Below are 12,703 nucleotides of genomic sequence, written 5' to 3' on the forward strand. Positions count from 1 at the left end.
GAAGCCGGGTGCCGGGGGACCGGCACAATGAGGTCCATGGTCAGCGCATCCGCCGGTCCGGCCGGTCCCGGCACGGTCAGCCCGTCCCGCGAAGACTTCCGCGTCCTCGCCGAGAGCCGCCGCGTGATCCCGGTCGTGCGCCGGGTCCTCGCCGACGGCGAGACGCCGATCGGGGTGTACCGCAAGCTCGCCGCCGACCGGCCCGGCACGTTCCTCTTCGAGTCCGCCGAGAACGGTGCGTCCTGGACCCGCTGGTCGTTCATCGGCGTCCGCAGCCCGGCCGCGCTCACCGTCCGCGACGGCGAAGCGGTCTGGACCGGCACCCCGCCGGTCGGCCTGCCCAGCGAGGGCAACCCCCTGGAGGTCCTGCGCGAGACCATCGAGGCCCTGCACACCGAGCCGCTGCCCGGGCTGCCCCCGCTGACCGGCGGCATGGTCGGCTACATCGGCTACGACGCCGTGCGCTGGCTGGAAAACCTGCCCGAGCTGGCCGAGCGCGACCTCGACGTGCCCGAGCTGACCATGCTCCTGGCCACCGACCTGGCCGCGTTCGACCACCACGAGGGCACGGTCACGCTCATCGCGAACGCCGTCAACTGGGACGATTCGCCCGAGCGCGTGGACGCGGCCTACGACGACGCCGTCGCCCGCCTCTCCGCGATGACCGAGCAGCTGCAGGTGGCCGCGCCCGCCACCGTCGCCGCGTTCGACCGGCCCGCGCCGGACTTCGTGCGGAAGCGGTCCAAGGAAGACTTCCACGCGGCCGTCGAGAAGGCCGTCGAAGCGATCAAGGCCGGCGAAGCGTTCCAGATCGTGCCGTCGCAACGGTTCGAGATCCCGACCGCGGCCGACGCGCTCGACATCTATCGCGTGCTGCGGACGTCCAACCCGAGCCCGTACATGTACCTGCTGCGGCTCGAAGGCTTCGACATCGTCGGCTCCAGCCCCGAATCCCTGGTCACCGTGCGGGACGGCCGCGCGACCACGCACCCGATCGCGGGCACCCGCTGGCGTGGTGCCGACCCCGAAGAGGACGCGAAGCTGGCCAAGGACCTCCTGGCCGACGAAAAGGAGCGCGCCGAGCACCTGATGCTCGTCGACCTCGGCCGCAACGACCTCGGCAAGGTCTGCAAGCCGGGCACCGTGCGCGTGGTCGACTTCTTCCAGATCGAGCGCTACAGCCACGTCATGCACATCGTGTCCACCGTCACCGGCGAGCTGGCCGAGGGCAAGACGGCGTTCGACGCGGTCACGGCGTGCTTCCCGGCCGGGACGCTGTCCGGTGCGCCGAAGGTCCGCGCGATGGAGCTGATCGAGGAGCTCGAGCCGGTCCGCCGCGCGCTCTACGGCGGGGTCGTCGGCTACCTCGACTTCGCCGGCGACGCCGACACCGCGATCGCGATCCGCACGGCGCTGGTCAAGGACGGCATCGCGCACGTGCAGGCGGGCGGCGGGGTGGTCGCCGACTCGGTGCCGGACTACGAGGACACCGAGTCGCTGAACAAGGCCCGGACCGTGCTGTCGGCGGTGGCCGCGGCGCAGACGATGGTGCCGGCGGGCGCCCTCGACCCGGCCGCGGACGCCGCCCGTGTCTGACGCGCCGGGCCCGGACCCGGCCCCCTCGAAGCGTCCACTGTGGATGATGGTGACCGCGCTCCTGCTGGGCGCGGCCGCGTTGTGGGGTGCGTCACGGCTGACGTGGTTCGCCGAGTTCCGCGACGGCGGCGTGCGCGGGACGGTGCTCTACCGCGAGACCGGCGAGCAGCAGGCCGCCGCGCTCGTGCCGCTGGCACTGCTGGCCCTGGCCGGCGTGGCCGGGCTGGTGGCCACCGGCGGCTGGGCGCGGCGCGCGCTCGGCGTCGTGCTGGCGCTGGCCGGCGTGGCGGCGGTCTGGCTCGGCGTCGCCGGGGTCCGGTTCTCCGGCTACGCCGACGGCCTGCCGGTCACCCAGATGCTGCTGGGCCGCGGCCTGGCCGTGCTCGGGGGAATTCTCGTCGCCACCGGCGGGTTGGCAGCCGTCAAGGGTGCGTCCCGGGCCACCCGGCTCGGGGCGAAGTACGCGGCTCCGGCCACCCGGAAAAAGGTCCGTGACCCCGACGCGGAGCTGTGGGAGGCCCTGTCCGAAGGGGAAGATCCGACCGACGTGCGGGGGAGGCATTCGGAGTAACGCGCACACCCGGAACCGGGCGTCGCGGATGCGGGGGTTAGCATCGTTTCGGCGGGAAGGGGAAGGTTTTTGTGAGCGACCTTGCGAGTGAATCCGTGAGCACGCGCCCTGGTGGGGGCGCCCGGTGAGCGTGCTCGAAGACATTGTCGCCGGCGTGCGGGAAGATCTCGCCGTGCGGGAGTCCGCGCTGCCGTTCGACGAGCTGAAGCTGCGCGCGGCCGCCGCCCCGGCGCCGCGCGACGTGATGGCCGCCCTGCGCGAGTCCGGCATCGGCGTCATCGCCGAAGTCAAGCGGCGCAGCCCTTCGAAGGGCGAGCTGGCCGACATCCCCGACCCGGCCGCGCTGGCGAAGGACTACGAAGCCGGCGGGGCGCGCGTGATCAGCGTGCTCACCGAGCAGCGCCGCTTCGGCGGTTCGCTGGCCGACCTGGACGCGGTCCGCGCCGCGGTGGACATCCCCATCCTGCGCAAGGACTTCATCGTCAGCCCGTACCAGGTGCACGAGGCCCGCCTGCACGGCGCCGACATGGTGCTGCTGATCGTCGCCGCGCTGGAGCAGAACGCGCTCGTCGCCCTGCTCGACCGCGTCGAATCGCTCGGCATGACCGCGCTGGTGGAGATCCACAACGCCGAGGAGGCCGACCGGGCCCTCGAGGCGGGCGCCAAGGTCATCGGCGTCAACGCGCGCAACCTGCACACCCTCGAGGTGGACCGCGACGTCTTCTCGCGGCTGGCCCCCGGCCTGCCGATGGACGTCTACAAGGTCGCCGAATCCGGCGTCCGCGGCCCGGGCGACCTGATGTCCTACGCCGGCCACGGCGCCGACGCGGTGCTGGTCGGCGAGGGGCTCGTCGCGTCCGGCGACCCGAAGGGTGCCCTGGTCAAGCTGGTCACCGCCGGGTCCCACCCCGCCTGCCCGAGGCCGTCGCGGTGACGGGCGAACACGGCAAACACGACCCGGACGAGCGCGGCTACTACGGCCCGTACGGCGGGCGGTTCATGCCGGAGGCGCTGATCGGCGTCGTCGACGAGGTCGCCACCGAGTACGAGAAGGCCCGCCACGACCCGGAGTTCTTGAACGAGTTCAACCGCCTGCTGCGCGAGTACGCCGGCCGTCCGTCGCTGCTCACCGAGGCCAAGCGCTTCGGCGAGCACGCCGGCGGCGCGCGCGTGTTCCTCAAGCGCGAGGACCTGAACCACACCGGCTCCCACAAGATCAACAACGTGCTGGGCCAGGCGTTGCTCACCAAGCGGATGGGCAAGAAGCGGGTCATCGCCGAGACCGGCGCGGGCCAGCACGGCGTCGCGACGGCCACCGCGTGCGCGCTGCTCGACCTCGACTGCGTCGTCTACATGGGCGAGGTCGACACCGAGCGCCAGGCGCTGAACGTGGCCCGCATGCGGCTGCTGGGCGCCGAGGTGATCCCGGTCAAGACCGGGTCGCGGACGCTGAAGGACGCGATCAACGAGGCGCTGCGCGACTGGGTCACCAACGCCGACAGCACGCACTACCTGTTCGGCACGGCGGCCGGCCCGGCGCCGTTCCCGACCATGGTGCGCAACTTCCACCACGTGATCGGCGAAGAGGCCCGCGCGCAGATCCTCGAGCAGGCCGGGCGCCTGCCCGACGTCGTCGCGGCCTGCGTCGGCGGCGGGTCGAACGCGATCGGCATCTTCTCGGGCTTCTACGACGACCCGTCGGTGCGGCTGGTCGGCCTGGAGCCGGGCGGCGAAGGCATCGAGGGCAACCGCCACGGCGCGACGCTCACCAAGGGCACGCCGGGCAACCTGCACGGCGCGATGACGTACCTGCTGCAGGACGAGGACGGCCAGACGGTCGAGTCGCACTCGATCTCGGCCGGGCTCGACTACCCGGGCGTCGGCCCGGAGCACGCGTGGCTCAAGGACACCGGCCGCGCCGAGTACCGCCCGGTGACCGACGCCGAGGCGATGGACGCGTTCAAGCTGCTGTCCCGCACCGAGGGCATCATCCCGGCGATCGAGTCGGCGCACGCACTGGCCGGCGCGCTGGAGCTGGGCCGCGAGCTGGGCCCTTCGGGCCTCATCGTGGTGAACCTCTCCGGCCGCGGCGACAAGGACATGGACACGGCGGCCAAGTGGTTCGGACTGGTGAACGAATGAGCGGGCTGGACGACCTCTTCGCCTCGACGCGCGCCGAGGGCCGCGCCGCACTGGTCGGCTACCTCCCGGCGGGCTTCCCGACGGTGGCCGGCTCGAAGGACCTGATCGCGGCCTGCGTCGACGGCGGCGCGGACCTGATCGAGGTCGGCGTCCCGTATTCGGACCCGGTGATGGACGGCCCGACCATCCAGGCGGCGTCGGTGACGGCGCTGGACAACGGCTTCCGCCTCAAGCACGTGTTCGAGGTGGTCGAATCGGTGTCCGCCCGCGGCGGCCGCGCGGTCGTGATGACGTACTGGAACCCGGTGAACCGCTACGGCGTGGACCGTTTCGCCCGCGACCTGGCCGCGGCGGGCGGGCTCGGCTTGATCACCCCGGACCTGATCCCGGACGAGGCCGGCGCCTGGATGACGGCTTCGGAGGAGCACGGCCTGGACCGCACGTTCCTGGTGGCGCCGTCGTCGTCGGAGGAGCGCCTGGCGTTGACGGCGGCGGCGTCGTCGGGGTTCATCTACGCGACCGCGGTGATGGGCGTGACGGGCGCGCGCGACCAGGTCGGCGCGGGAGCGGAAGAGCTGGTCCGGCGGACGAGGGCGCACACGTCGTTGCCGATCGGCGTGGGCCTGGGTGTCCGCTCGGGCGACCAGGCGGCCGAGGTGGCTTCGTTCGCGGACGCGGTGATCGTGGGTTCCGCCCTGGTCACGGCGGCGGCCGAGGGTGCGGACGGCGTGCGTGCGTTGTCGGCGGAGCTGGCCGAAGGTGTGCGCCGGGCCGTCACACCTGCGTGACACCCATCGCCCGATCAGAACTGTCGGTGGCGGTCTGCATACTCCTCGTGTGATGATCCACAACGAGGGGACCGAGCGAACATGCCACACTGGGACAGACCCACGGCGACGCACGGGAGCGGAGGTGAAGCGCGATGGCGGCACCGACTGAACCCGGCGCTGAATTCCACATCCCGCCGAGGCCGGAAGGGTGGACGGTCGACGAAGTTCTCGCCCTGCCCGAAGACCAGGTGTCACGGCAGCGGATCGAAGTCGTGGACGGAGCTCTTTTCGTGAGTCCCGCGCCGACCTCCCGCCACCAGCGGCTCCTGCAGAAACTGCAGTTGGCCCTCGCACCTGCGCTGCCAGACGACACCGAGCTGCTCCCCGGCGTGAACGTGCGGATCGGACCACAACGGCTGCTGATCCCCGACCTGGTGATTCTCAACTGCCCCGGCGTCGACACCGTCGCCTACGCAGCGAGCGATGTCCTCCTGGCCGCGGAAATCGTCTCACCGTCGACCAAAATCCAGGACCGGGTCCTCAAGCGGGCCATCTACGCCGAAGCCCTGATCCCGTACTACCTCCTCGTCGAGCCCGGCGACCCCATCGCGGCGACCCTGTTCGAACTCCACGCCGGCGAGTACGAACCCGTCGCCAAGAGCGACAAAACGGATCTCGCCCTCACTCGCCCCTTCACCGCCACAATCCGCCTCGCCTGATCCGTCTTTGTACGAAAGCTGTACGCCTCCGCGGCAAAGTCCGCGCCATGGACATCGCACACCTCCCGCGGCGCAGCTTCCTCCGCGGTGCCGCCGGGCTCGCCGTCGCCGGGGCTGCCGGCCTGGTCCTCCCCCGAGCCGCCCGAGCCGCGGGAACCGAACCGCGGATCTACAGCTGTGCCGAGTGGGGTGCCCGGCCGCCCGCCGACGCGCTCACCACGCTCGACCACCCCGCGAACCGGATCCTCATCCACCACATCGCCAGCGCCAACAGCACCGACTACTCGCTGGCCCACGCCTTCCAGGTCGCGCGCGACGACCAGCACGACCACATCGACAACAACCACTGGTCCGACACCGGCCAGCACTTCACTGTCAGCCGCGGCGGGTATCGGCTCGAGGGGCGGCACGGCAGCCTCGACGCGCTGCGCGGCCGGACCACCATGATCCAGGGCGCGCATTGCCCCGGGCAGAACACCAACGCCATCGGCATCGAGAACGAAGGCCTCTACACCAGCGTCGAACCGCCCCAGCCGCAGTGGGCGTCGCTCGTCGTCTTCTGCGCCTACATCTGCCGCCAGTACGGCATCCCCGTCGAAGAGATCAAGGGCCACCGCGACTACTACAACACCGAATGCCCGGGCGACCAGCTCTACGCGAAGCTCCCGCAGCTCCGGAGCGAGGTGGCGAAAGCCCTAATGTAGGTACCGCATCACGGCGCACAGCTCGTCCGGCGGCAACGCACCCAGCCGGTCGAGCTCGCCGCGGCGGACGTCCATCAGCGTCGTCGCCAGCTCGGGGCCGAATGCCGACGTCAGCGCCGAGTCCGCTTCGAACGCCGTCACCGCTTCGGCCAGCGACGCCGGCAGCCGCGACGCCGAGGGGAGCGTTCCCGGGTCGACGTCGACCGGGGCCGGCAGCGGCGCCTTCTCGGAAAGCCCGGCCAGGCCCGCGAAGAGCAGGGCCGCCACTACCAGGTACGGGTTCGCCGTCAGGTCGAAGCACTTGACCTCGAAGTTCGCCGCCCGGTCGCGCTGCCCGGCCGGGCCCTGGACCAGCCGCAGCGGCGCCTCGCGGTTCTCCAGGCCCCAGGCGTGGAACACCCCGGCCCAGTGGTGCGGCTGGAGCCGCAGGTAGCTGACCACCGAGGGCGCGCCGATCGCCAGCAGCGCCGGCAGCCGGGAGAGGATCCCGGCGCCGAACGCCTCCGCCGTCTCGGTGAGCCCGAACCGCCGGTCGCCGCCGGCGCACAGGTTGCGGTCGCCGTCCCACAGGCTCAGGTGGACGTGGCCGCCGTTGCCGACGCCGTCCGGGGCGAACTTCGGCGTGAACGACGCCCGCAGCCCGTGGTGCTCGCTGACCGTCCGGATCGTTTCGCGCGTCAGCACGGCGACGTCCGCCGCGCGCACCGGGTCGCCCGCCGCCACCGACACCTCGAACTGCCCGGCCGCGTACTCGGGGTGGATCTGCTCCACCGCGACCCCCTGGGCGCCCAGCGTGGACACCAGCGTCCGCAGGTAACGCGCCTGGGAAGACAGCCGCGCGTAGCCGTACGCCGGGCCCGCGGTGGCCGAGCGCGGGTCGTCCGGCGCGTCGGCCGCCGTGACCACCCACTCGATCTCGAACGCCGTCCGCACGTTGTAGCCCAGCTTCGCGAGCCGGGCCGTCGCGGCCGCCGCCAGCGCCCGCGCGTCCTGCGGGTGCGGCTCGCCTTCCTGATCGTAGCGCCAGGCCGGCGCCCACGCCCAGCCGGGCTGCGCGGCCAGCGGCACGAGCGCGTCGAGGTCCGGGTGCAGCCGCAGGTCGCCGACCGGGCCGCGCGAGTACTCGCCGCCCACCATCTCGTCGGTGGCCAGGAAGAAGTCGAACGAGTTCGACGCGCCGACGCCCCACGCCGCGGCCGACCACAGCCGGTCCACCGGGACCGCCTTCACCCGCGCGATGCCGCTGTTGTCCACGAAGGTCAGCGCGACGAGCTCCACGCCGGCGGCGCGCAGGCCGTCGGCCCGGAGTGCGCCCTGTTGCGCGAGCTCTGCCCGATCGAGCTGGCTCATCCTGCCCCCATCGCTGTTCACTGGATCCGCTCACCTGAGAAGAGAGGTGAAGATCGTGTCAGACACCGTCGAAACCCGTCCAGGGCTGCGCCGCTCCCTCTCCGTCTGGCAGGCCGTCGGCCTGTCCGTGGCGCTGATGGCCCCGAGCATGGCCGCCAACATCAACCCCCAGCAGACCGCCGCGGCCGCCGGCCGGGCGGTGCCGCTCGCCTTCCTGCTCTCCGCGGTCGGCGTCCTGCTGGTCGCGTACGGCTTCGTCAAGCTCTGCCAGTACTACCAGCACGCCGGGTCGGTGTACGCCTTCGTCGGCGCGACCCTCGGCCCGCGCGCGGGGGTCGTCTCGGGCATCGGGCTGCTCGGGACGTACACGTTCTACGCCGTCGTCACCAGTTCGGCGGCGGGCACGCTGGGCACGGCTTTCCTGACGCAGACCGGGATCTGGCCGGATCCGCCGTCCTGGGGGCCGTTCGTGCTGACGGCCGTCGCGCTGCTCGGCGCCTGGCTGCTGTCCGTGGTCCCCGCGCGCCGCGGCACGAGCACCCTGCTCGCTGTCGAAGGCGCGACGATCGCGGTGATCCTGCTGGTCACCGTGGTGATCGGCGTCCGGCTCGTCGCGGGGAACGCCCCCGGCGGCGCCCGGTTCACGATGGCGGTCTTCGTCCCGGAAACCGGGCTGTCCGGGGTGTTCCTCGGCGCGGTCTTCGGCTTCCTGTCCTTCGCCGGGTTCGAAGCCGCCGCGACGCTCGGCGAGGAAACCCACGACCCGAAGCGCAACATCCCGCGCGCGATCCTCGGCACGGCGCTCTTCGGCGGCCTCTACTTCGTGGTGGTGACGGCCGTGGAGATGATGGCGTTCGGCAGCGACGCGAGCGCGTTCCACGACTCGCCGTCCCTGCTCGGCGACCTCGGCAGCCGGTACGCGGGCGCCTGGGCCGGCGACGTCATCAGCGTCGGCGCGGCGATCAGCGCGTTCGGCTGCTGCCTCGCCTGCGTCGTCGGCGGTTCGCGGCTGCTCTACGCCCTGGGCCGCGACGCCGGTGGCGGCCTCGGCCGGACGTCCTCGCGCGGCACGCCGGTGGCCGCGGTGAGCGCCGTGACCGCCGCGGCGGCGCTGATCATCGTGGTGTGCGCGGTCTTCTTCGGCGCGACGGCGTCGGACACGTTCGCCTGGTCGGGCTCGATCGGGACGCTCATCCTGCTGGTCATCTACCTGCTCACGACGGTCGGCGCGATCCTGCTGCTGTTCGTGAAGCGCCGGATGCGCGTGCCGGCCTGGCACCTCGTCTTCCCGATCGGCGCGCTCGCCGTGCTCGGGTACACCGTGTACGTCAACGTCGTGCCGTACCCCACCGAGGGTCCGGCGCGGTGGTTCCCGGTGGTGGCCTCGGCGGTGCTGGTGCTCGCCGTGATCGCCGTCCTGTCCGCGCCGCGGTTCGCTCGTAGGGTGGGGGAGAGGCTGACGAACGCGGACGGAGGCGCATGACGAGTTTGCTCCCGTTCGTCGCGGATCTGCCGCTGGTGGACCACCACTGCCACGGTGTCGTCACCCGGGACGTGACCCGCGCGGACTTCGAGGCGATGCTGACCGAGGCCGACGCGCCGTCACCGCTGGGGACGAGCCTGTTCGACTCGCTGATCGGGCTGGCCGTGCGGGCCCGCTGCGCGCCCGTGCTCGACCTGCCGAAGCACGCCCCGGCCGAGGCCTACCTCGAGCGCCGCGCCGAACTGGGCGCGGCCGAGGTGGCCCGGCGGTTCCTGCGGGCCACCGGCACGACCGGCTTCCTGCTGGACGGCGGCTTCCTGCCGGACGCGCTGACCACCACGCCGGAGTTCGCCGAGCTCGCGGGCACCCGCGCGCACGACGTCGTCCGGCTGGAACAGGTGGCCGAGGCGGTGATCGGGGGAACCACCGCGGCCGGGTTCGCCGGCGCCTTCGCCGACGAGCTGGGGAACCGCGCCGCGACGGCCGTCGGGCTCAAGTCGATCGCCGCGTACCGCGTCGGCCTGGAGCTGGCCGGGGAGCGGCCGTCGCCGGCGGAGGTCGAGGCCGCCGCCGGGCGGTGGCTCGCCGCGGGCGGCGGCCGGCTGGCCGACGAGGTGCTGCACCGCCACCTCGTGTTCACCGGCCTCGACCTGGGCCTGCCGGTGCAGTTCCACGTCGGCTACGGCGACTCCGACGTCGACCTGCACCGGTGCGACCCGCTGCTGCTCACCGGGCTGCTGCGGGCCACCCGTGGCCGCGGCGTGCCCATCCTGCTGCTGCACAACTACCCGTTCCACCGTCACGCGGCGTATCTGGCGCAGGTGTTCGAGCACGTGTTCGTCGACGCCGGGCTCATCACCCACAACGCGGGCTTCCGGGCGCCGGCCGTGCTGGCCGAGCTCTTGGAGCTCGCGCCGTTCGGGAAGGTGCTCTTCTCCACCGACGCCTTCGGCCTGGCCGAGCTGTACCACCTGGGCACGGCCCTGTTCCGGCAGGGCCTGTCGGACTTCCTGCGGGCCGCGCTGGAGGCGGACGCGATGTCCGAAAAGGACGCCGTCCGGCTGTGTGCTTTGGTGGGACACGAGAACGCGAGAAGGATCTACCGCTTGGAGCACGTGTGAGTGATCTGTGGACCCGGTGGACGCAGGCGATCGCCGACGAACTGCCCGCCGCCGTCGAGCTCCGGCACGCCGTGCACGCCGACCCGCGCGGCTCCGGTGACGAGGAGGACACCGCCCGTCTGGTCGCCGGCGCGCTCGGCGCGGGCGACGGCACCCGCGTCGCCAAGACCGGGCGCGCCATCCCGCTGCCCGGCGGGGCCGGCCCGGCCGTGGCGCTGCGGGCCGAGCTCGACGCCCTGCCGGTGCTGGAGGGCACCGGCGTGCCGTGGGCGTCCGGGAACGAGTTCATGCACGCGTGCGGCCACGACGTCCACCTCGCCGCGCTGGTCGCCGTCGGCCGGGCCGCGCAGCGCGTCGGCGTGCCGCGGCCGATCCTGGCGCTGCTGCAGCCGCGGGAGGAGACGTCGCCGCCGGGCGCGCTCGACGTCGTCGAGTCCGGGGTGCTGGCCGAGCACGGCGTGGACGCGGTGATCGGCGCGCACGTCCAGCCGCGGATCGCGCACGGCGTCGTCTCGGCGGTGCCGGGGCCGGTCAACGCCTCCACCGACGAGTTCGAGGTGACGATGCACGGCCAGGGCGGCCACGCCGGCTACCCGCATCTGCTGCGCGACCCGATCCTGGCGCTGTCCCAGCTGGTGGTGAGCCTGCAGCAGCTCGCGTCCCGCCGGATCGACCCGGTGTTCGGCGCGGTCTGTTCGATCGGCCGCATCCAGGGCGGCGCGGCGGCCAACGTCGTCCCCAACAGCGCGAGCGCGTTCGGCTCGCTGCGCCTGATGCGCACGAAGGACCGCGAACGGGCCTTGGAAACGCTGGCGGAGATCGTCCACGGCACCGCGCGGGCCCACGGCTGCACGGCCGAGCTGGAAATCAGCCCCTGCGAGCCGGTCCTGGACAACGACGCGGCGCTGGCCGCGGGCGCGCAGCGGTGGCTGCGGCACGCCGGCTTCGTCGTCGACGACCAGTTCCGCTCCTTCGGCGCCGACGACTTCGCCCACTACTGCGGCGGCGGCACCCGCGGGCTGATGCTGTTCGTCGGCCTCGGCGACACGGCGGGGGTGCCGAGCCTGCACGACGAGCGGTTCCTGCCGCGTGACCAAGCCGTCACCCAGGTCGCGCACGCGCTGGTGGCGGGCTACCTGGCCGCCTTGGAAGCTCCGGCGCCTTAGCGCTACGGTGGCCGCGTGATGAGCGCCTACCTCGCGACGATCCCGAGCCCCGACCGCGGTGTCTGGCACCTGGGACCGATCCCGCTCCGCGCGTACGCCCTGTGCATCATCGCCGGCATCATCGTGGCGATCTGGTGGGGCGAGCGGCGCTGGATCGCCCGCGGCGGCACCAAGGGCACGGTGATCGACATCGCGGTGTTCGCGGTGCCGTTCGGCCTGGTCGGCGGCCGGTTGTACCACGTGATCACCGACCCCGAGCTGTACTTCACCGAGGGCCGTAACCCGTGGAACGCGTTCGCGATCTGGGACGGCGGCCTCGGCATCTGGGGCGCGATCGCCCTCGGCGCGGTGGGTGCGCTCATCGCCTGCCGCCGCAAGGGCATCCCGCTGCCGGCGGTGGCGGACGCGGTGGCGCCGGGCATCGTCGTCGCGCAGGCCATCGGCCGCATCGGCAACTACTTCAACCAGGAGCTCTACGGCGCGCACACGGACCTGCCGTGGGGCCTGGAGGTCTACCAGCGCTTCAACCCGGAGGACCCGGACAACCTCCTGAACGGCGTCGCGACGGGCCACATCCCGCTGCCGGAGAGCCCGGTCCACCCGACGTTCCTGTACGAGCTGATCTGGAACCTGCTGGTCGCGCTCCTGGTGGTCTGGGCGGACCGCAAGTTCAAGCTCGGCCACGGCCGGGCGTTCGCGCTCTACGTGGCGGGGTACACGGTCGGCCGCGGCTGGATCGAGATGATGCGCACCGACACGGCGAACCACATCCTCGGGCTGCGGGTGAACGTGTGGACGTCGATCCTGCTGTTCGCGGGCGCGGTGGCGTACTTCGTGGTCGCGGGCAAGCGCGGGCCCCGGGAGGCACCGGAGACCCTGGTGAGCAAGGACGCCGCGGAGCCGGACGAGGTCCCGGCTGCGGAGGCCCCGGCCGAGGAGCCCGAGGCCGAGCCCGCCAAGGTCACGGCCGAGGCCCCGGCTTCCTCGGAGAAGCCGGTTTCCTCGGAGGCCCAGGCCGAAGAGCCGAAGAAGACCGACGAGAGCTGACGGGGCGCTTGGTCCCAAGCGCCCCAATGTGGCG

12 protein-coding genes are annotated in these 12,703 nt (G+C 72.6%); 11 read left to right on the plus strand and 1 reads right to left on the minus strand.

Going from position 1 to position 12,703, the window contains the following annotated elements:
* Window positions 1-36: 36 nt before the first annotated feature.
* From ACWEF6_RS08455 to ACWEF6_RS08485, 7 genes are all read left to right on the plus strand, one after another.
* Entirely contained in the window at window positions 37-1,596 is a 1,560-nt protein-coding gene (locus tag ACWEF6_RS08455; protein ID WP_449682280.1) for an anthranilate synthase component I, read from the plus strand.
* A gap of 43 nt (window positions 1,597-1,639) precedes the next feature.
* The gene (locus tag ACWEF6_RS08460) at window positions 1,640-2,167 is read left to right on the plus strand and encodes a Trp biosynthesis-associated membrane protein (protein WP_449682346.1); all 528 of its coding nucleotides are present in this window, start codon (window positions 1,640-1,642) and stop codon (window positions 2,165-2,167) included.
* 124 nt (window positions 2,168-2,291) lie between these two features.
* Complete coding sequence (gene trpC / locus ACWEF6_RS08465; protein WP_310976495.1) at window positions 2,292-3,101, plus strand: indole-3-glycerol phosphate synthase TrpC; 810 nt, start codon at window positions 2,292-2,294, stop codon at window positions 3,099-3,101.
* Complete coding sequence (gene trpB / locus ACWEF6_RS08470) at window positions 3,098-4,309, plus strand: tryptophan synthase subunit beta (protein WP_449682281.1); 1,212 nt, start codon at window positions 3,098-3,100, stop codon at window positions 4,307-4,309. The genes trpC and trpB overlap by 4 nt, the downstream gene beginning before the upstream one ends.
* The gene (gene trpA / locus ACWEF6_RS08475) at window positions 4,306-5,097 is read left to right on the plus strand and encodes a tryptophan synthase subunit alpha (protein WP_449682282.1); all 792 of its coding nucleotides are present in this window, start codon (window positions 4,306-4,308) and stop codon (window positions 5,095-5,097) included. The genes trpB and trpA overlap by 4 nt, the downstream gene beginning before the upstream one ends.
* A gap of 134 nt (window positions 5,098-5,231) precedes the next feature.
* Complete coding sequence (locus ACWEF6_RS08480; protein WP_449682283.1) at window positions 5,232-5,798, plus strand: Uma2 family endonuclease; 567 nt, start codon at window positions 5,232-5,234, stop codon at window positions 5,796-5,798.
* A 47-nt stretch (window positions 5,799-5,845) separates the two neighbouring features.
* Entirely contained in the window at window positions 5,846-6,502 is a 657-nt protein-coding gene (locus tag ACWEF6_RS08485; RefSeq protein ID WP_449682284.1) for a peptidoglycan recognition protein family protein, read from the plus strand.
* Here ACWEF6_RS08485 and ACWEF6_RS08490 read toward each other — a convergent pair.
* Complete coding sequence (locus ACWEF6_RS08490) at window positions 6,494-7,852, minus strand: glutamine synthetase family protein (protein WP_449682285.1); 1,359 nt, start codon at window positions 7,850-7,852, stop codon at window positions 6,494-6,496. The genes ACWEF6_RS08485 and ACWEF6_RS08490 overlap by 9 nt on opposite strands.
* A 55-nt stretch (window positions 7,853-7,907) precedes the next feature.
* Between ACWEF6_RS08490 and ACWEF6_RS08495 the strand changes: the two genes are divergently transcribed.
* From ACWEF6_RS08495 to lgt, 4 genes are read left to right on the plus strand one after another with little or no spacing between them, the layout of a single operon-like run.
* Window positions 7,908-9,335, plus strand: coding sequence for an APC family permease (locus tag ACWEF6_RS08495; protein WP_449682286.1), 1,428 nt, complete (start codon window positions 7,908-7,910; stop codon window positions 9,333-9,335).
* A complete protein-coding gene (locus ACWEF6_RS08500; RefSeq protein WP_449682287.1) occupies window positions 9,332-10,456 on the plus strand; it encodes an amidohydrolase family protein in 1,125 nt (374 codons plus the stop codon). The genes ACWEF6_RS08495 and ACWEF6_RS08500 overlap by 4 nt, the downstream gene beginning before the upstream one ends.
* The gene (locus tag ACWEF6_RS08505; protein ID WP_449682288.1) at window positions 10,453-11,622 is read left to right on the plus strand and encodes a M20 metallopeptidase family protein; all 1,170 of its coding nucleotides are present in this window, start codon (window positions 10,453-10,455) and stop codon (window positions 11,620-11,622) included. Before ACWEF6_RS08500 ends, ACWEF6_RS08505 begins: the two co-directional genes overlap by 4 nt.
* A gap of 18 nt (window positions 11,623-11,640) precedes the next feature.
* Complete coding sequence (lgt, locus tag ACWEF6_RS08510; RefSeq protein ID WP_449682289.1) at window positions 11,641-12,669, plus strand: prolipoprotein diacylglyceryl transferase; 1,029 nt, start codon at window positions 11,641-11,643, stop codon at window positions 12,667-12,669.
* Window positions 12,670-12,703 lie beyond the last annotated feature (34 nt).

Source organism: Amycolatopsis sp. NPDC004772, from assembly GCF_053601215.1.